At 43.9% G+C, this 18690-nt stretch carries 17 protein-coding genes and 1 pseudogene; 8 read left to right on the top strand and 10 right to left on the bottom strand.

Going from position 1 to position 18690, the window contains the following annotated elements; genetic code table 11:
* Window positions 1–246: 246 nt before the first annotated feature.
* The 3 genes from Q0110_RS13100 to Q0110_RS13090 are packed head-to-tail and all read left to right on the top strand — an operon-like array spanning window position 247 to window position 2435.
* Window positions 247–1125, top strand: coding sequence for a caspase family protein (locus Q0110_RS13100; protein WP_297907060.1), 879 nt, complete (start codon window positions 247–249; stop codon window positions 1123–1125).
* Between the two features lie 8 nt (window positions 1126–1133).
* A complete protein-coding gene (locus Q0110_RS13095) occupies window positions 1134–1661 on the top strand; it encodes a sigma-70 family RNA polymerase sigma factor (protein ID WP_297907057.1) in 528 nt (175 codons plus the stop codon).
* Between the two features lie 15 nt (window positions 1662–1676).
* Window positions 1677–2435, top strand: a complete 759-nt coding sequence (locus Q0110_RS13090) for a hypothetical protein (RefSeq protein WP_297907054.1) — start codon at window positions 1677–1679, stop codon at window positions 2433–2435.
* A 97-nt stretch (window positions 2436–2532) separates the two neighbouring features.
* Here Q0110_RS13090 and Q0110_RS13085 read toward each other — a convergent pair whose 3' ends face one another.
* From Q0110_RS13085 to Q0110_RS13060, 6 genes are all read right to left on the bottom strand, one after another.
* Window positions 2533–3306 (bottom strand): prephenate dehydrogenase/arogenate dehydrogenase family protein, encoded by a 774-nt coding sequence (locus tag Q0110_RS13085; RefSeq protein WP_297907051.1) that lies wholly within the window; start codon window positions 3304–3306, stop codon window positions 2533–2535.
* A 99-nt stretch (window positions 3307–3405) separates the two neighbouring features.
* A complete protein-coding gene (locus tag Q0110_RS13080; protein ID WP_297907048.1) occupies window positions 3406–4476 on the bottom strand; it encodes a bifunctional 3-deoxy-7-phosphoheptulonate synthase/chorismate mutase type II in 1071 nt (356 codons plus the stop codon).
* A gap of 37 nt (window positions 4477–4513) precedes the next feature.
* Window positions 4514–5698, bottom strand: a complete 1185-nt coding sequence (locus tag Q0110_RS13075) for an aminotransferase class I/II-fold pyridoxal phosphate-dependent enzyme (RefSeq protein ID WP_297907045.1) — start codon at window positions 5696–5698, stop codon at window positions 4514–4516.
* The gene (locus Q0110_RS13070) at window positions 5673–6518 is read right to left on the bottom strand and encodes a prephenate dehydratase (RefSeq protein WP_297907041.1); all 846 of its coding nucleotides are present in this window, start codon (window positions 6516–6518) and stop codon (window positions 5673–5675) included. The genes Q0110_RS13075 and Q0110_RS13070 overlap by 26 nt, the downstream gene beginning before the upstream one ends.
* Window positions 6519–6781: 263 nt before the next feature.
* On the bottom strand, window positions 6782–7447 hold the full coding sequence (locus Q0110_RS13065) for a response regulator transcription factor (protein WP_297907038.1): 666 nt from the start codon (window positions 7445–7447) through the stop codon (window positions 6782–6784).
* Window positions 7448–7473: 26 nt separating this feature from the next.
* On the bottom strand, window positions 7474–8853 hold the full coding sequence (locus Q0110_RS13060) for a HAMP domain-containing sensor histidine kinase (protein ID WP_297907035.1): 1380 nt from the start codon (window positions 8851–8853) through the stop codon (window positions 7474–7476).
* Between the two features lie 107 nt (window positions 8854–8960).
* Here Q0110_RS13060 and Q0110_RS13055 point away from each other — a divergent pair, with 107 nt between their 5' ends.
* Together Q0110_RS13055 and Q0110_RS13050 are read left to right on the top strand one after the other, a co-directional pair.
* Complete coding sequence (locus Q0110_RS13055; protein ID WP_297907032.1) at window positions 8961–9110, top strand: hypothetical protein; 150 nt, start codon at window positions 8961–8963, stop codon at window positions 9108–9110.
* A gap of 243 nt (window positions 9111–9353) precedes the next feature.
* Complete coding sequence (locus tag Q0110_RS13050) at window positions 9354–11678, top strand: TonB-dependent receptor (RefSeq protein WP_366139672.1); 2325 nt, start codon at window positions 9354–9356, stop codon at window positions 11676–11678.
* Here the strand turns inward: Q0110_RS13050 and Q0110_RS13045 are convergent.
* The gene (locus Q0110_RS13045) at window positions 11659–12501 is read right to left on the bottom strand and encodes a helix-turn-helix transcriptional regulator (RefSeq protein ID WP_297907026.1); all 843 of its coding nucleotides are present in this window, start codon (window positions 12499–12501) and stop codon (window positions 11659–11661) included. The genes Q0110_RS13050 and Q0110_RS13045 overlap by 20 nt on opposite strands.
* 97 nt (window positions 12502–12598) lie before the next feature.
* Window positions 12599–13180 (bottom strand): HdeD family acid-resistance protein, encoded by a 582-nt coding sequence (locus tag Q0110_RS13040; RefSeq protein WP_297907023.1) that lies wholly within the window; start codon window positions 13178–13180, stop codon window positions 12599–12601.
* 158 nt (window positions 13181–13338) lie between these two features.
* Between Q0110_RS13040 and Q0110_RS13035 the strand changes: the two genes are divergently transcribed.
* Complete coding sequence (locus tag Q0110_RS13035) at window positions 13339–13743, top strand: lipocalin-like domain-containing protein (protein WP_297907020.1); 405 nt, start codon at window positions 13339–13341, stop codon at window positions 13741–13743.
* Window positions 13744–13869: 126 nt separating this feature from the next.
* Here Q0110_RS13035 and ybaK read toward each other — a convergent pair whose 3' ends face one another.
* Together ybaK and Q0110_RS13025 are read right to left on the bottom strand one after the other, a co-directional pair.
* On the bottom strand, window positions 13870–14352 hold the full coding sequence (gene ybaK / locus Q0110_RS13030) for a Cys-tRNA(Pro) deacylase (protein ID WP_297907017.1): 483 nt from the start codon (window positions 14350–14352) through the stop codon (window positions 13870–13872).
* A 3-nt stretch (window positions 14353–14355) separates the two neighbouring features.
* Entirely contained in the window at window positions 14356–16482 is a 2127-nt protein-coding gene (locus Q0110_RS13025; RefSeq protein WP_297907015.1) for a Tex family protein, read from the bottom strand.
* A gap of 152 nt (window positions 16483–16634) precedes the next feature.
* Between Q0110_RS13025 and Q0110_RS13020 the strand changes: the two genes are divergently transcribed.
* Window positions 16635–18143, top strand: coding sequence for an ATP-binding protein (locus Q0110_RS13020; RefSeq protein ID WP_297907012.1), 1509 nt, complete (start codon window positions 16635–16637; stop codon window positions 18141–18143).
* A gap of 155 nt (window positions 18144–18298) precedes the next feature.
* A pseudogene (locus tag Q0110_RS13015) lies at window positions 18299–18615 on the top strand (tyrosine-type recombinase/integrase); the annotation flags it as partial.
* Window positions 18616–18690 lie beyond the last annotated feature (75 nt).

Genomic DNA, 18690 nt, shown 5'->3' with positions numbered 1-18690 from the left:
TTCATACTTTTGTGTAAAAGTACAAATTATTATGAATGGGTGGGGTATTGCCGGAGTGATTTGTGTGATGGGACTGTTGTATGCAGTCTTTCTGTATCGTAGTGAAGATCGGAAAGAAGATAAAAAAGAAGCCTTTTGGAGTGGTTTCTTGCTGGGAAGCTTGGGGTGTGCTGGGATGATTTTCCAGCTGGTTCTAGGCTTTATTTCTCTGTATGTATTGTATTTGATCTTTAGTTGGATATTTGGATGAGAATAGGTAGGTTGGTTGTATTGCTGGGTATGGGATGGTGGTTTGCGTTTTTGGGTATGGCACAAACCCGTAGGGTTCTGGGTGTGATGATCGCTGCGTATCCAGCTCATTCGGGTTGGTCTTCTTTACATGCGGATAACGATTGGTGTTTGCTACGTATGAGTTTTTTGCGGCAGGGTTTTTCGGATATTCGGTTATGCAAGGATAAGGAGGCTACTTATCAAGGGATAACGACCGCCTTAAGCAGGTTGCGGGAGAGCGTGAATCCGGGAGATACCGTTTGGATCCATTTTTCTTGCCATGGACAGCAGATGGAGGACTTGGATGGGGATGAGCCGGACGGGTTGGATGAGGCTTTAGTACCTTATGATGCCCAGATGTATTACGAAAAAGGTGTATATGAGGGAGAATCTCATTTGAGGGATGATGAGATTCATACATATTTAACAGAGATCCGTAAACGATTAGGTGGTAAAGGAAAGCTTTGGGTTTCCTTGGACGCTTGTCATAGTGCCTCGGCTACTAGAGGGGATGAGGTGGAAAGACGATGGATTCGGGGAACGAACTTGATTTTCTCCGCTAATTTGGGCTTTGTGCCTCCCGATGTCTCCGGTAATGGGTATGTGGATACACCGTTGGAGCAAAAAGAAGATTGGGCTTCAATCACTGTATTGAGCGCTTGTAAGTCGTATCAAGATAACTGTGAGTGCAAGGTGGATGGACGTTGGTATGGGGTTTTATCGTATTCGATCGGTAAGGCTTTAGATTGTTTACCGGATTGGACTGAGGATACAGATCGGTTCTTGCGGGAAGTGGACAAGAGAGTGAGACGTATGTCTCCTTTTCAAACTCCTGTGTTTGAGACAACAAAATGAGGATAGACGTGAATATAAATGATAAAATAGGATATGAGCGAAAGATCGCTTGGTTTTATGATGCTTGCAAGGAGGATTTCTTCGCTTTTATCCGTAAGCAATGTGGTGAGTTGCCGATGGAGGATCTGCGAGATCTGTACCAAGAGGCTTTTATCGCCATGCATGAGAATATACGAAACGGAAAGTATGAGGAACGTCCTTCCTGTTCTCTCAAGACCTATTTATTCCAGATAGGGTTTCATAAGACGCTTACTTATTTTAAGTCTAGGCGGGAGACGGTCGATCTGGATGAGCGTAGCATGAGGAATGCAGAGGAAAGTCTGTTATCGGAGTGGCAAGACCGGATATATTCTATAGTCGCCACGATGGAATCTCCTTGTAAGGACATTCTTTTCGCTTTTTATTGGGATAAGTTTAGTATGGATGAGATTGCTACCCGGATGTCTTATAAGGATGCTACGGTGGCTAAATCGCAAAAGTACAGATGCGTGAGGAAAGTTGCGGATGTGTTGAGGCAGATGGGGTATCACAGGTGAGAAAAAGAAATCAATATGAGTTTGGATAGGCAAGATCGAATAGATCGATATATAAGAGGGGAGATGCCGGAAGGTGAGATGCAGGCTTTCGAGAGGGATCTGGAAAAAGATGACTTCTTGTCTCGTCAGTATGAGGAGACGCTTTTAATAGCGGAGTCTATCCGAAATGTCGCGGCAGATCGAGAGTTGATGGAAGCGTTCCGGATGACAAGTGAGGAGGAGATGAGGACATTCATGAAGGAAAAGCGTTCTAGACGGCGTTTCTTGAAGCGAGCGTGTTGGGTTGCGGCCGCTATATTGCTGGTTGCGGTCGTGACACGGATCCTGTTACTGCCGCCGTCTAAAAGTATGGAAGGTTTGTATCTGATGTATTATGAACCTGCCGGATACGAGGCATTGGTTTCTAGGGGGAGTGCTTCCGGTGAACTGGATAAGCTTTTGCGGGAAGCCTTCGTTGAGTATAAGAAGGGGAATTACATCGCTGCGTTACGTGGATTTGAGTCTGCGCCTACTCTCACTGAGGAGATCTCTTTTTTCTCGGCTATTTGTTATTTAGAGCTAAATGATCCGGAGAATGCCATAGCGAGGTTACTACCATTGGTGGAGATGGGGGATAAATGCCGTTATTTTCAACCGGCAGAATGGTATTTATCCATGGCCTATTTAAAAAGTCACCAAAGGGAGAAAGCACTTTCCTCTTTAAAGAGGATCGTGGAAACGGATGGCTTTTATGCGGAGAAGGCAAAGGTGATTTTGGATAAGTTGGAGGAGTAAGAAAGGCTGCTGAAGAGATGTGAATTTTATGGATAAGGGGGCGTCCTATGTTTCTATGCGCCCCCTTACCTCTAGAACCTAGAGCTGGTACGTCTTATCACTCGATATTCTTCCGTATCTTCGTCAGGTACTCTTTCATTTTCTCGGAATCCTTATCCTTGATGATTTCTTGCAGGATATGCAATTCCTCCTGTATTCGCTCGATTTGGCGAGGGGTACGGGGGTTGAAAAGGATTTCGGTCAATAGATAATCGTCCTCGGATAGAAGGCCGCGGGCGATTTTCATATGGCGTTTGAAAGTGGTACCCGGAGCGTCTTGATGTTTCATCGTGGCGGCGAATACCATGGTGGAGGCGAAAGGGATACCTAGTGAGTAGGCTACCACTTTATCGTGTTCCTCGAACGTGTATTCGCAGATATGCAGGCGAAGGCTGGAATAAATATCCTTGAAGAATATCTTGCCCAGATGATCGCCCTCGGAGATGATAATCGTATTCTCTTTCTCCAGTTGTCCCAGATTGGCGAATGTAGGACCGAACATCGGGTGGGTGGAAACATACGGGAAACCACATGTCTCATAGAACTCCTTCAAATAAGTCTTTACGGAAGCGATGTCGGAAATGATGCAATACGGTTGCAAATAGGGCATCACGGCCTTGAAAGCCTCTATCGTGTAACTTAACGTCACGCAGTTGATCACCAACTCCGGATTGAAATCCTTAACCTCTTCCGGGTTTTGTAGGCGAAGGGCGTTATAGATAAAACGCATGCGTCTCGGATCTTTCTCCAATACAGCTACCTCATGATCAAAACTAAGCAGATCGGTGAAGAAAGAACCCATCTTTCCTGCACCTAAAATCAATATCTTCATCTTTTTTAGTTGGCTGCTGGCTGTCGACAAGTGGTAGTTGATAGCGGGCAGTTAAATATCTCGCCTGCCACAACTGTCTCTTGTCAACAGTCAACTAATTTATTTCTCGTTCATGATAATCATTTGCTGGCGTACGGATTCCTCATGGATCTCTTTCAAGATCTCCTTTACGAAGTCCGGGCTCAAATCCATTTGCTCGCCCATGCTGGAGCGTTTCTCTAAGATCTCGCTGTAACGGGGAGACTGCAAGATCGGCATATTGTGCTCTTTCTTATAAACACCGATCTCTTTGGAAATACGCATACGTTTAGCCAGAAGTTCCAATAATTGCTCGTCGATACCATCGATCTGGCGGCGAAGAGCGGTCAGGTTCTCGGTAGTCTGGTTTACGTCGCGGATAACCAACAAGTTCAATACGTAATCCAATACATCCGGGGTGATTTGCTGGGAAGCGTCGCTCCAAGCGCAATCCGGGTTGCAGTGAGACTCGACGATCAAGCCATCAAGACTCAAGTCCATCGCTTGCTGGCAAAGCGGAGCTATCAACTCACGCTTACCACCTATGTGGCTGGGGTCGCAGAAGATAGGTAGGTCTGGCATACGGCGGCGAAGCTCGATAGGAATATGCCATAACGGAAGGTTACGGTAGATCTTCTTGTCGTACGAGCTGAAACCTCTATGGATAGCTCCCAGGCGATGAATACCTGCGCCGTACAGACGCTCGAATGCCCCGATCCATAATTCCAGGTCCGGGTTAACCGGGTTCTTGATCAATACGGGTACATCGACCCCTTTCAACGCATCGGCGATCTCTTGGACAGCGAATGGATTTACCGTCGTACGTGCCCCGATCCAAAGGATATCGATACCGGCTTTCAACGCCTCGAATACATGATCCTTGGTCGCTACCTCGGTCGCTACCAACATACCGGTCTCCTTTTTCACTTCTTTCAGCCAGGGCAGGCCTTGGGCACCGATACCTTCGAATCCCCCCGGTTTCGTACGAGGTTTCCAAATACCCGCACGGAATATTTTAATACCTCTGGAAGCCAATCCTTTGGCTGTTTCTAATACTTGTTCTTCAGTCTCGGCGCTACAAGGGCCTGCGATTACGATAGGACGTTGTGTGTCAACTCCCGGTAATGCTAACGGTTCAATCTTCATTTCCATCTTTGTGATCTATATTTTAATTTTCGATTTTCAATTCTCAATTTTCAATTTCCCTGATTCTTCTCAAGGCTTCTTCCAAAGTCTCGTTCTTACAGCAAAGGGATATACGGATATAACGCTCGCCACGGCTACCGAAGATAAATCCCGGCGTAAGGAATACGTTGGCCTCGTATAGCACCTTGTTGGCGATTGCCTCGCCGCTCTCGGCGGAGTCGGGGATACGTCCCCAAAGGAACATTCCTACTTGGTTCTCGTCGTACTCGCATCCCAAGGTACGCATGATTTGTCCGGCAAGATCCCGGCGGCTACGGTAGACACAGTTCATGTTATCGTACCACTCTTTCTTCGCGCTCAAGGCCTCTACCGCCGCGTATTGCATCGGCTTGAACTGTCCTGAGTCGATATTGCTCTTTACCTTCAATATCCATTGTACGAATTGGGCGTTGGAAGCCAGCATTGCCATACGCCAACCCGGCATATTATGCGCCTTGCTCATGGAGTTCATCTCGATACAGATCTCTTTGGCTCCCGGTATGCTTAAGATACTTAGCGGATGCTCATTCAAGATGAAACTGTACGGGTTATCATTACATATAATAATACCGTGTTTCCGGCCGAAGGCCACCAGCTTCTCGTACAGCTCCACGCTAGCGTTCGCCCCGGTAGGCATATTCGGGTAATTGGTCCACATCAGCTTTATGTTGGAGAGATCCATTTTCTCCAGTTCCTCGAAATCCGGTTGCCATCCCAATTCTTCTTTCAGCTCGTAGGGGATCAAACGGGCCTCTACCAGCTTACTTACGGAACTATACGTCGGATATCCCGGGTTCGGAACCAGCACGCCATCCCCCGGATTCAAGAATGCCAGCGAGATATGCAAGATACCTTCTTTGGAGCCGATAAGCGGTTGGATCTCTGTTTTAGGGTCTAAGTCTACGTCGTACCATGTCTTGTACCAGTCGGCGAATCCCTTACGCAGTTCCGGTATGCCCACGTACGGTTGATAACCGTGCTCGTTCGCTTTGCGGGCATGTTCACACAACGTCTCGATGGTCTGTTCCGAAGGTGGGAGGTCGGGGCTGCCCACGCCAAGGTTGATGACGTTCTTGCCTGCGGCGTTCATCTCGGCTACTTCCTTCAGTTTCTTGGAGAAGTAGTATTCCTGTACGCTACCTACACGGTTAGCGGGTGTAATATTACACACTTTGTCTTCCTTCTGCATATTCGCCTAATATTTTTAAGTCTTTTGTTAACGGTCTGATAGCGTCCAACGCTTGTTTGTAACGGGTGAAATCCGTGAAAGTAAGATCGATGTAGAACAAGTATTCCCATTCACGCCCGATAATAGGCAAGGACTGTATTTTGGAGAGATTCATGTCGTAAAAAGAGAGAACGGAGAGAACTTTGGAAAGGCTGCCGGAGGTGTGGGGGAGAGCGAATACGAGAGAGGATTTGTTTTTATCGGTTCCTCGAAGCATCTCATCCGCCGTCCAGCGGTCCGCTATGGCGAGGAAGCGGGTGAAATTCCGTTTGTTTGTCTCGATCCCCTCGGCAAGGACTTCCATATTGTAAATCTGGGCGGCCAGTTTCCCGCATATCGCCGCGTGTCCTTTCAGTTGGTTCTCCGAGATCCATCGGGCGCTCATGGCGGTATCCTCTTTCTCTACCACCTTGGCGTTGGGCAGGGTATCCAGGAAATCTGTACATTGCATCAACGCGATCGGGTGGGAGTTGACCTCTGTTACCTCGTGTATCGAGGTTCCCGGAAGCGCTACCAAGGAATGGGAGATACGTAGCTTATACTCGCCGGTGACGCTCAACCCGCTCTCGCGGATTAATTCATGGTTTTGAAGGAGGCTTCCCGCTATCGTATTCTCGATGGCCATCATGCCCAAGACAGACGGATCTTTCTTGATCGTCGTGATAACATCCCGAAATGTATTACAAGGGATGATCTCTATTTCCTCACCTTCATGATAATTACGGGCGGCGATGTCGTGATACGAACCGGCTATTCCCTGTATTGCTACTTTCTTTTTCATATTAATTTTCAATTTTCAATTCTCGGTTTTCAATTAAAAAAAAAGTCCCACCAAAACCGGCAGGACTTTATATTTTATTGATATTTTTATTCAATCATCAACGCTTTACATACAAACTCCTGCCCTTACTCTGCTAAAGTAAAAGTAATAAAAGTAATATGTAAAGCTAAATCGATTCATTATCTCTTTGTTTTTAAATACGCAGCAAAAGTAACGCTTTTTTGGAAACTACAAGCAAAAAGTGATATTTTTTTTCGTTGATACTAGAAAATAAGTCTGTATCCTGTTTTTCGTATGGTTTGGATCTCTATCTGTGGATCTAGTCTCAACTCGTTTCGTAAATAAGCGATATAATTATTTAAACTCTCGTTAGCGTCTTCATTTCCCCATACTTCTAGCAATATATCTTGACGACTCATGATCTCTCCTTTATTATGAAGAAGGAAACAGAGAAGCTGGTATTCTTTTGGATTTAATGTTTTTACGGATTTGTCGAGATATTCCAATCGATGGTCGGTATACAGTTTATATTGTCCTATCGGAATATAATATGAAGGAGTCGGATCTGATACTGGTAAAAGCATATTGATTTGATGAAGAAGCTCTATAAAAGGGAAAGGTTTTTTGATATATAAGCTAGCTCCTGTCAAATAACCGCGCTCTACCGTCTCATTATCTATATGCGATGACATAAAAAGAACCGGTATCGATGGATATTTTGAACGGATGGCAGGTAGGATATCTAAACTGCTCTTATTGCCGACCTCAACATCCAATAAAAAGATATCTGGTGAAAAGGAAGATATTTTCTGCATAAACCCATCCAAGGTATTCAAGTAATTTACTTCAAATCCGTTTTCTATCAGCGATTTGGTAATTAACGCTCCATTTATTAAATCGTCTTCTACAAATAGGATATTTCGAGTCATTTGTGTGATTGTTTTTTGGATTAAATTTACTGCGGCAAGTTAATGATAAATTCGGACCCTTCACCTTCTTTGCTCTGAAAAGTAAATATCCCACCTCGTTCTTCCACGATTTGTTTCACGCTGGATAGTCCGATGCCATATCCTGATCGAGACGGCTTACCGGTTTGTCTCACCCTGTAGAATTGAGTTCCTATTTTTTTTAGTGCCTCTTTCGGGATTCCCCAGCCGGTATCTTTTACGGAGATTTGTATTTGCCCTTTGTCAGACTTGGCTGATACGGATATTGCTACATCTTCATTGGAATATTTCAATGCATTTTCCAGCAAGTTACGCAAACAGCGTTCCAAACTCACACGATCAATACCTATATTAATGGTAGGAGAGGGTAGTTGGTAGTCTAGTTTATAGGTATGCTTTTTATCTTTATAGAGTAGATCTAGCCCGGACTGTATTTGTCCGATCATCTCCGGGAGATTGATCTCAGTGTTTTGTTTATCTATAGGAGTATGCTTGAGTATATTTAGCATAGACTCAATTGTCTCGCATAACTGGCGGACTTTAGTCTTGCTGTCTTGCAGGAATGTGAGCATGAAAGTGTCGGTTTCTTTTTGCTCAACACTGTCTAATATGGTAAAGACAGTGTTAAGTGGTGACTTTAAATCATGTACCGCACTCTGTACTGCGGCCTCACGTGCTTCTAGCTTTTGCCATATCCGGCGAATGACAACTAACTGATAATATAGGCAACCAAATATAATGCAAATAATTAGGCCGGAGACAAGTAGGGCGATGAACATATCCAAGAAAATTGGATAAATAGCTAATTTTACTTTGGCTTGCACAAAAAGGAGTCCTAGGGTACCTATTGGTTGTTGTATTGTCTCAATGTAATTAAAACCTTTTGATAAATAAGTATTTGTGGAGGATTTTGTGATTTTATGTTGTTTGTCATAAAAGATGATTTGAAATGTAGTATTTATGTTTTGTCTTTTTAATCTGTTCGCAAAAATACTATCCATAGATTCTATATTAATAGGTCGTTTGAGCAGTAAATCATCTCGCATTTTCTGTTCGAGAACTTCTGAAAAACTGTTACCAAGGCCGATTTTCTCAGCCTTCCTTAAATAGATTGTATCTCCTTTTAATTTTTCACGTTCTTCTGGAGTCATATCACTTGCTTTTCTTATGATTAACTTTGGATTATTAGGATCTCCAATTTTTCCAAACCAACGTGAAGTTATCTCGTCTTGGATAGATAAAGATAAAATCTCTTCTATTTGTTTTGTCTTTTGTACTTTGTATTCTTTATATATACTATTCAACCAATATCCTTGGGATATAAGTAAAGCAAACATACCTATGATAGGTAGAAATATAGTTTTATTCATGCTTTTCAGTATTTTCATGTAAAAGTATGTGTTTTTTTGATTTTGTGATGTATTTATGACGATTTTGTTAGATTTCTATTGATATATTGTATGTATGTTTGTGACATGATCAAAATGAAGAGAAAATGGAAACATTAGAACTTGAAATTTTAACAACAAAAGAGTTTGTATTTTTAATGGGAGGAATATGGGTTTTTAATCCAGAAATAGAAGAGTGGTATTGGATTGAACCAAGAGGCTTGGATGATCCGTTTGTGATAAGAGATATTAATTAAGTTGAATTTCGTCTGATGACTTCGGCTTGTAGATGAAATTCAACTAAGACTAAAACAACAAAAAGAAGCTACCGTTCTCGGTTTCTGTTTTGTTGGTGTGACTTTGTAAGATGCATATTATGAAGTTTGTGATAGGTGAGAACGAAAGTGTTAAAATACTGATACGTTAAAAAAGACAAAATACCTTTGTCGCTAGATTTATATTACGAACAAAAGTTTGCGAGAAAATAAAAAAATACGGTAATGGCACGTTTGTGGATATTAGTTGCTTTGTGTAGTATATTTTTTCAGGGTTCTCTGTCTGGGCAAAATATGGGATCACTGACAGGGAAAGTCATGAATGAAGAAAATGTAGGCATTGAGTTCGCGAATGTCGTCTTGCTAAACGTACAGGATTCTTCTTTCATTGAAGGAGTGACTACTACTACGGATGGACTTTTTGAATTGAAGATGGAAGCTACGGGCGATGTGATTCTCCGGATATCTTATTTGGGATATGCTGATTTATATGAAAACGTCCGGTTGGGAGCCGGAGAAAATAAAATAGGGACACTTGTGTTGAAAAGCCAGAATGTAACTTTGGGGGAAGTAGAGATAGTGGGGCATCGCCCTGTGGTGAAGATCAAAGGTAATTCGATCACGGTGGATATAATGAATAGCCTGCTATCGAGAGAACCTAATATGATTGATATGCTTTCGAAAATCCCCGGGATGATGAAGTCTAAAAATGGAGGGCTGGAAATATTTGGAGCTGGGGCACCTGTTATCTATATAGATAACCGCAAGGTATATGGAATGAGTGAGATAAAATCGTTGGATGTTAAGAGTATCAAACAAGTTGAATTAATTACAAATCCGGGCGCGCGCTATGATGCGGAGGGGAAATCCGTGCTAAAGATTACGACATTAAAAAAAGCAGACGGATGGTTTGTTCAACTAGGAGCGACAGCTGTACAAAGTGAAAGATTCAGCCATGATGAGACGATTCGTATGGGATTCAAAAAAAACAAGGTGAATGTGTCTATGAGTTATAGCTTCTACGACATGCGGAACGACTCTGAGCAAATGCAAGAAAAGAATGCTTGTGTTGATACGCTATGGCAATATGCGTCGAAAAAAGAAAGTAACTTTATTCAACAGTATCACGCATACGATGTGAACTTCAATTTTGAGATTTCAAAAAAACAATATATGGGAATTCAATTGAATGGCTCAGTGAACCCCTATGATGATTATGCGATAGAAAAAAATGAGATAAGTAAAAATGAATTATATTACAAACACCTTGATATTAGTAGCTCTTATAACACGAGAGCCGATAATATGCGGTTGAATATGTTTTATAATGCGGTATGGCTTGAACGATTGAGCTTTGATTTAAATATGGATTATGCGTGGAATAATAATAAACAAAAACAATGGGTTCTTGAAAATGCGAAAGATGTATTTACTTCAAGCAATTCTGATTATAAAGTTTATTCAGCCCGATTCATCCTAGGTTATCAATTGGGTAACAATGGGAGTGTAAGCGTAGGTGGAGAATATGCCCAAGTGGATGGGGTGGGTGATTTGTATAGTCAGAACTCAGGTGTACAGGAAAGTAACTACACAAATAAAGAGATAAAATGGGCAGGTTTTGCCGAATACAAATGGAAAAAAGGCGATTTCTCTCTGGAAATGGGTGTACGCTATGAGAACGTGAAGTCGGATTATATAGATTTGCTGAGCCAAGAAAATAACATATACCGTGATTATAGCGAGCTATTCCCTTCCTTATCATTGTCTTATGCTCACGCGGGATGGAGTAACTCGTTGTCTTATACATCCCGGGTAAATCGTCCCGCTTTTCGGTTGTTAAATAGTCGTACTTACTACCAAAATGAATTTCTGTATCAGCGAGGAAATCCTTTGCTGAAACCGCAAATGTCGCATACATTACAATGGTTGTCTGGGTATAAATGCCTGAGCTTTACATTGGGATACATGCGTACTAAAAATTATATAGATTTCGCTTTTGAGACTTTGGGAGATGGCTCAACGATTATAAGTACGTATCAAAACTATGATATGTATCAATCTTTAAAGGCACAGCTAGGTTTTCAATATACTTTCGGTTGTTGGAATCCTGTTTTTACACTTAATTTACTTCAACCTTTTTTTAAGACAAGCTATATGGGTAATGTGATTACTAATAATAAATTGGGGGCTTATGCCCGGTTTAATAATATGTTTACTTTACCTAGGGATTATATAATTTCGGTGGATTATTTTATTAATAGTGGAGGAAATGTAGGTGTTGTCTTGTTTAAACCCTATCAATCATTTAACTTGGGGATTCAAAAAACCTTTTTTAATAAGCGACTGGAAGTAGGTCTACGAGCAAGTGACTTGTTTAGAACGATGGTTTATAAAGAGGGAATGGCTATCGGATATGTTAATTTTGAGCAGACAGAAGATTATAATTCACACAATTTATCGCTGAATGTTATTTGGCGCTTTAATCAACAAAAGAAAAGCCAATATAAAGGACGGAGTTCAGCGGCGGATATTATTCGGCGGCTATCCTGAACTTCTGTGGAGATACCCCTACGTAACGCTTGAAATACTTGCCGAAAAAGGATACATTCGGGAAGTTCAGGGAGTAAGATATTTCTTGGATAGTCAGGTCTGTAGCTTTCAATTGCGACTTGGCGTCCATGATGACCATATCGGCTATGATATCGGATACGGATCGCCCGGTCTTTTGCTTGATGATCATGCAAAGATGTTGGGGAGATATGCTTAGTTGGCTGGCATAAAAAGCCGTTTGCCGTTTTGAGGTATAGTTTTTCATCACCAGTTGGATGAATTTCTTGTGGATCTCGTCGCTACGGGTCGTTATCTTGTTAGGCCATGATTTTCCTTGATACAAATCGCTGATCCCATGGATCATGGTAAGCAGGATATGTTTCACCATCTCCCTGTTTATGGATTTCTCCTTCGCTTGTACCCGCTCTAATAAATGAAGGTAATCGTTTATAAAGCTTGCCCGGTCCTCGTTCAATGATATGACCGGATTCTCGTAGATAGTAGGTAAAGTACTCATCGTAGACTTTATCATGTTCACGCAATCCATGAACTCGGAGGAGAAACCGATGAAAGAGAGGCGGAAACTTTCTTCTTGCTCGCAAAACTGGATGATGCTTCCCGGCATCAAGGTGATGAAATCATTCGGCTTCAACGTGTATTCCGTCAAGTTGATGGAAGCCCGTAAATTTCCTTCAACGCATAAAACGAAAATACCTGCTTTTAACCGGCAAGTCTGCTTGTAAAAGTTTAGGATTGCCTCGGTGATGTCGTTTCCTACGACATAATCCCGGGGCAAATCTAATTGTGGTAAGTTTGCGTTCATCCGTTATTTTTATTAATGGTTGAACACAAAGGTAGTAAAACTGCCGCTGATTCATTTATTTTTTTAATAATAGACCAATTAATCCTTGGATCAGACTTTATTCCATTCGTGCTTCTTTATTCCGTTTGTGCAAGCTTTTCAGCTCGAAAGATAACATGACCCGGAATATACCTATTATCAATAAAGCGTAGGCGATCATGTAAACCAGCGTAAACGCCCCTAATGCGGGTTGCCAGATAACACCGATGGAGCATAGGATAGCCAAGATACCGAATACCATGTACCATCCCCAGTTCCGTGTACCGTATCGTTTCAGGTCCATCGAATAACCGGTGGCCGAGAAGCCCCTGAACATAAGCCAGAAAGCCAAGACAAACGGAAGTACTTCCATGCTGAGCCCCGGGCTTGCCATCAAGAATATACCTAAGATCAAATCGATGATACCTCCGGCCAAATACCATCTCCAACTGTTGATCCCTTTTTTATTCGCCAAGGCGAAAGCGATCTCGAACACGCCGCTTACGAACATAGAGACGCTGAATAAGATACTAAGCGCTACGTAGCTCGCCAATGGCGCGAACATTAAATAGATAGCGACGATGATGTAAAGCAGTCCGACCAATAGTGATAGCCACCAATTCTTGACCGCGTAATCCATTTTATCAATAAATGTTTTCATATTGGATAATATTGTATTGTAATTACCCAATTAACAAGGGGAAGAAAGGAAAAGTTCCAGGTATTTATGGCTAGGATGTCCTTAAAAACTTTGTCCTTTGGAAATTAATTCTTTTCTTTGGCGTTTCAAATCAATATAGGTATATAAGTACGAGTATTATGGTGAAAAATTTGATAGCGATAACTTGCTTTGTCATAGCGTTGGTGTCTTGTAATAAGGTAGAGCATAAGCTAGAAGGAAAATGGCAATTGAAAACCGTAGAGGTGAATGGGACAGTCCAGACGGTGGATACGGTTTGGTATAATTTCCAGACCTCTTTGTTCGAGTACCAATTGTACGATCCGGCAAAGAATGTATATCGTACGAATTTTGGTTATAAGACGTTGGAGGGAGATATGAAACTGGATTTAGAGTTGATCAACTACGGAAGTACCCCTTTGGAGCAATTCATGCGCTATACGGATTGGACCTCGCCCAAACAGACTTTCACGATCGAGCAGTCTTCTGTAACGAATCTGGTAATGAGCTGCGAAGGAAGAACTTATACGTTTAAGAAATTCTAGGATATCATATGCTGTTTGATCTCGGTCCTTCATGAGGAATACTCCAGTACTTCCAAAGAAGTACTGCGATACTCTTTGCGGAGTACTGGAGTACTTCCTGCGAGGTACTCTCTCTTCGGTGTTGGATCACGCGATCAAATCCGTTTCTATAGCTTGTGCCGCCTTGATCAGATCGGCGGGAGCTATCTGTATCTGTAAGCCTCGTTGCCCGGCGCTTACATAAATACTGTCGAAGCCGGACGCTGTATGATGGATATACGTGGGGAAATGCTTTTTCATGCCGATAGGCGAGCATCCTCCCCGGATATAACCGGTAAGCGGTAACAACTCTTTCACGGGGATCATCTCGCATTTCTTATTCCCGGATACCTTGGCCGCCTTTTTCAAATCCACCTCGTCCGCTCCGGGGATCACGCATACGAAATAACCGCTCTTATCGCCATGCAAGATCAAGGTCTTGAATACTTGGGCGATATCCTCCCCTAATTGTTCCGCTACATGCGTAGCGCTCAAATCATTCTCGTCTACCTCATAAGGCACGAGCCGATAAGCTATCTTAGCCTTGTCTAGCAAGCGTGCCACGTTTGTCTTATTGATTTTCTCTTTCATCGCTCAGATCCCTTTCATGGATAATTGAACACGTTTTCTGGATAAATCTACGCTTAAAACCTTCACCTTGACATGCTGGTGGATAGAGACCACTTGGGTCGGGTCGCTAACGAAACGATCTGCCAGCTCGGAAATATGGACAAGCCCGTTCTCCTTGATCCCGATGTCGACGAAACAACCGAAGTTGGTGATGTTGGTCACGATACCGGGCAATACCTGTCCCTCTTTTAAATCCTCGATCGTTTTTACCGTAGGATCAAAAGCGAATACCTGAATGGTTTGGCGGGGATCACGGCCTGGTTTATCCAGTTCCTCCATGATATCGAGCAAGGTAGGCATTCCTACCTTATCCGTAAGGTAATCCGTTAGCTTTAGTTTCTTTTTAAGCGCTTTGTCGGTGATCAGATCGGCTACCGAGCATTTTAGGTCTTTCGCCATCCGTTCTACGATCGGGTAGCTCTCGGGGTGTACGGCCGAGTTGTCCAACGGATTCTTCCCACCGGGTATCCGCAGGAACCCGGCGCTTTGCTCGAAGGCTTTCTCGCCCATGCGGGGAACTTTCATCAGTTCTTTCCGGGAAGTGAACGGCCCGTGTTCCGTCCGGTAATTCACGATATTTTGCGCTAGCGTAGGGCCTAGCCCGGAGACGTAGGTCAATAAATGCTTGCTTGCCGTATTCACGTTTACACCCACCAAGTTCACGCAGCTCTCCACCGTTTGGTCCAGACTCTTCTTCAAGGCGTTTTGCTCTACGTCATGCTGGTATTGGCCGACACCGATACTTTTCGGATCAATCTTGACCAGCTCGGCCAGCGGATCCATCAGCCGGCGACCGATACTGACAGCCCCTCGGACTGTGACATCATACTCGGGAAATTCCTCCCTGGCGATCTTAGACGCGGAATAGATAGAGGCCCCATTCTCGCTTACCACGAATACTTGCACTTTACGGTCGTAACGGATATTCGTGATGAATTGCTCGGTCTCACGGCTGGCCGTACCGTTGCCGATGGCGATAGCGTCTATAGCGTATGTGGCAACCAATTGGGCGACCTTGGAGGAAGCCTTGCCTTTCTCGTTCTGGGGTGGATGCGGGAAAATCGCCTCGTTGTGCAATAGATTCCCCTGTGCGTCCAGGCAGACCAACTTGCATCCGGTACGGTATCCGGGGTCTATGCCTAATACCCGTTTTTGCCCCAAAGGGGGAGCGAGCAGCAGTTGCCGGAGGTTCTCGGCAAATACCCGGATCGCCTCCTCGTCGGCTTTCGCTTTGCTCTGGTTGGAGAACTCTGTCTCGATGGAAGGCTTCAGCAAGCGTTTGAATGAGTCTTCGACGGCGGTAGCCACTTGCTCGGAAGCCTCTCCGCGCCCTTTTACGAAACGCCGGTTCAAGCGATCCAAGCAAGATTCCGTATCGGGAGAGATACTTATGCGGAGGATTCCTTCTGCCTCTCCCCGCCGGAGCGCCAATAAGCGATGGGAGCTAGCCCGGCTCAAGGGCTCGCTGAAATCAAAGTAATCCCTGTATTTAGCGCCTTCTTCTTCTTTTCCCTTGATAACTTTCGATGTGATCATGGCAGTGTGGGCGAAAGAGTTGCGCACGGTGTTGCGTGCCGATTCATTCTCGTTGACCCATTCTGCGATAATGTCTCGTGCCCCTTGCAGGGCTTCTTCAGCGTTCTTCACTTCTCCCTTGATGAAATTTTTAATGCGTGCGGATAGGTCTTTCTCGTTTTGCGTCATCACGATCTTGGCCAAGGGTTCCAACCCTTTCCTGCGTGCGATTTCTGCCTTGGTGACCCGTTTGGGCTTGTAGGGGAGATATAAGTCCTCGATCTCTGTGCTGTCCCAAGAATCCTCGACACGTTTCCGAAGCTCAGGGGTAAGTTTCCCTTGCTCTTCTATCGTGGCGAGGATTGTCTCCTTCCGTTTGCTCAGTTCCGTCAGTTTATCCAGTTGATCTTTGATGGCACCGATTTGCACCTCGTCTAAACCTCCGGTCACCTCTTTCCGGTAACGGCTTATAAATGGTATGGTAGCACCTTCGTTTAAGAGCCCGATTGTCCGTTCCACTTGTTTTTCCGGGATTTGCAGGAAACGGGCTATAAGCGTGTGAAATACGTTTGTCATGTCTAGTATTCTTAGAATTGGAGTACAAATATACGGTTTTACTTATATTTTCGGTCGGGATGCTCACTTCTTGGGTTTATTATTTGTATCTTTCATTAATTTTCAAGAATTTTACGGCCAGAATACTCAAGCCTCTGATTAAAAAAGTCAACATGGAAGTTAACACTACAGGGAATAAGACATTGGAACAAGATTATAGGGATTTAGCAGGCTTACTATCTAATATCGTGGATTCGTTGCCCATATACTTTTTCGTGAAGGATACCGGTGATAATTTCAGGTATGTGTACTCCAGCTCTTTAATGAACCAACTTTACGGGCGATATCATGATAATGTGGTCGGGAAGACGGATTTCGACCTATTCTTGGATCCGGTTGCCGCCCAGTCTTTCAGGGATATGGACGAGGAGGTGGTGAGAACGGGGAAGATGCAACGTTTCGTAGAACAGATGATCGACCCGAAAGGTATCTTGCGTACCATGGATACGATGAAACAACTAGTGCCCCGCGAGGGCAAGCCTCCTTATCTAGTGGGGATCTCGTGGGATATTACGAAACAAAGGCAGATCGAGGAGGAATTGCATAGCTATAATAAGCGCTTGGCGCTCGCTTGCCAAGCGGGTAAGATTTATCCGTGGCTTTGGGACCTGGTGAGTGGTACGGCAGAGCTTTCCTTGGAAGAAAACGGCCAGATCAAGCACGTACATATCTCGCACGCCAGTTTTACGGAGAAGATCCATCCGGATTACCGGAAGGTATATGAGGATATAACTACCGCGTTCATGCGGGGAGAGATCGATTCCATGCGATTCAGTTTTCCCTGTCGTTATTTCTCGGATGAGTACGTGTGGCTGGAGAAGATCGGCGAGGTCTATGAGGCCGATCCGGATGGCAAGCCGATCCGCTCGATCGGAATCCTCCGAGACATGACCGTTGATAAACGGCATGAGGCAGATGTACAAGCCAAACATCTGGCAGAAGAGAGCGACCGGATGAAATCTGCGTTTATCGCCAACATGAGCCATGAGATACGTACCCCATTGAATGCCATCGTTGGTTTCTCCACTTTATTGGCAGAGAGCGACGACGAGGAGGAGAAAAAGGAATATCTGAAGATCATAGAGAGTAGTAATGAGTTCTTATTGCAATTGATCGGTGATATCTTGGATATATCGAAAATCGAGTCCGGAAAGATGGAGTTTATCTATACGACCTTGCGTTTGAACGAGATATTCATTCCTCAACAGCAGGCTTTCTCCTTGAGAGTGGCTCCGGGGGTAAAAGTTATTTTCGAGTCGGACGGTAATGACTATTGCATAGTATCGGAAAAGACCCGCTTGACTCAGGTCTTGACCAATTTCCTTTCCAACGCCGTAAAGTTCACGAGCGAAGGTTCTATACGGTTTGGTTATCGCTTGACCACCGACGGTATTTATGTCTACGTAACGGATACGGGTGTAGGGATCAGCAAGGAGTCTCAAGCGACCATATTCGATCGTTTCGTAAAATTGAACAGTTTTAAGCAAGGAACGGGATTAGGCCTTTCCATTTGCAAAACGATTATCGAGAAGCTAAAAGGAAAAATCGGGGTTGAATCAGAAGAAGGGAAAGGCTCTACATTCTGGTTTACGATCCCTTGCCAACCGATGATTGTGAGATAAGGGTATCCAAAACCTGCTATGGACAAAGGGGAGCTAATTTCACGCCCCCTATCCAATGAACAAAATACTTTCCCTTTGGTCAAAAGGTTTGCGAGAGACATGCTGCTTCTCAGTTTTTATACAGGGAGATCGTAGACCGTTACAATATCCCCGAGTCCCCGTACCTTCTTCCCATCATCGCCAGGCTGGGTATAGACGAGAGGAAACAATATACACAATGCCTCCCATCGTATCGACAGATATTTGAAGGCCATTGGGAAAGAGTCGGGCTTATCCGTTCCTTTGACCCACTATGTCGCGCGCCATTCCTGGGTCAGCGTAACCCGAAAGTAAGAATATTCCGATTTCCGTGATCAGTGAAGGTATGGAACATGATTCGGTGACCACTACAAGAATCTATCCGGCCTCATTGGACACTATCACTATCTATAAAGCTAATAGATTGATTCTGAAGTTCTTATATAGGGCGTAGCATATTGAGTGGATGAATGCTCTCTTTTCAAGAGATGAATTTCTCGATGCAAAATTATACAAAATATAGAAAAAC

This window comes from uncultured Parabacteroides sp. (assembly GCF_947855115.1).
Taxonomy (GTDB): domain Bacteria; phylum Bacteroidota; class Bacteroidia; order Bacteroidales; family Tannerellaceae; genus Parabacteroides.
This window is presented reverse-complemented; position numbering and strand designations above follow the sequence as displayed.

Bases quoted from the DNA above. Each gene is read 5' to 3' on its own strand.
- Q0110_RS13100 (WP_297907060.1), top strand. From the start codon at position 247: ATGAGAATAGGTAGGTTGGTTGTATTGCTGGGTATGGGATGGTGGTTT.
- Q0110_RS13090 (WP_297907054.1), top strand. From the start codon at position 1,677: ATGAGTTTGGATAGGCAAGATCGAATAGATCGATATATAAGAGGGGAG.
- Q0110_RS13085 (WP_297907051.1), bottom strand. From the start codon at position 3,306: ATGAAGATATTGATTTTAGGTGCAGGAAAGATGGGTTCTTTCTTCACC.
- Q0110_RS13080 (WP_297907048.1), bottom strand. From the start codon at position 4,476: ATGGAAATGAAGATTGAACCGTTAGCATTACCGGGAGTTGACACACAA.
- Q0110_RS13075 (WP_297907045.1), bottom strand. From the start codon at position 5,698: ATGCAGAAGGAAGACAAAGTGTGTAATATTACACCCGCTAACCGTGTA.
- Q0110_RS13070 (WP_297907041.1), bottom strand. From the start codon at position 6,518: ATGAAAAAGAAAGTAGCAATACAGGGAATAGCCGGTTCGTATCACGAC.
- Q0110_RS13065 (WP_297907038.1), bottom strand. From the start codon at position 7,447: ATGACTCGAAATATCCTATTTGTAGAAGACGATTTAATAAATGGAGCG.
- Q0110_RS13060 (WP_297907035.1), bottom strand. From the start codon at position 8,853: ATGAAAATACTGAAAAGCATGAATAAAACTATATTTCTACCTATCATA.
- Q0110_RS13055 (WP_297907032.1), top strand. From the start codon at position 8,961: ATGGAAACATTAGAACTTGAAATTTTAACAACAAAAGAGTTTGTATTT.
- Q0110_RS13050 (WP_366139672.1), top strand. From the start codon at position 9,354: ATGGCACGTTTGTGGATATTAGTTGCTTTGTGTAGTATATTTTTTCAG.
- Q0110_RS13045 (WP_297907026.1), bottom strand. From the start codon at position 12,501: ATGAACGCAAACTTACCACAATTAGATTTGCCCCGGGATTATGTCGTA.
- Q0110_RS13040 (WP_297907023.1), bottom strand. From the start codon at position 13,180: ATGAAAACATTTATTGATAAAATGGATTACGCGGTCAAGAATTGGTGG.
- Q0110_RS13035 (WP_297907020.1), top strand. From the start codon at position 13,339: ATGGTGAAAAATTTGATAGCGATAACTTGCTTTGTCATAGCGTTGGTG.
- ybaK (WP_297907017.1), bottom strand. From the start codon at position 14,352: ATGAAAGAGAAAATCAATAAGACAAACGTGGCACGCTTGCTAGACAAG.
- Q0110_RS13025 (WP_297907015.1), bottom strand. From the start codon at position 16,482: ATGACAAACGTATTTCACACGCTTATAGCCCGTTTCCTGCAAATCCCG.
- Q0110_RS13020 (WP_297907012.1), top strand. From the start codon at position 16,635: ATGGAAGTTAACACTACAGGGAATAAGACATTGGAACAAGATTATAGG.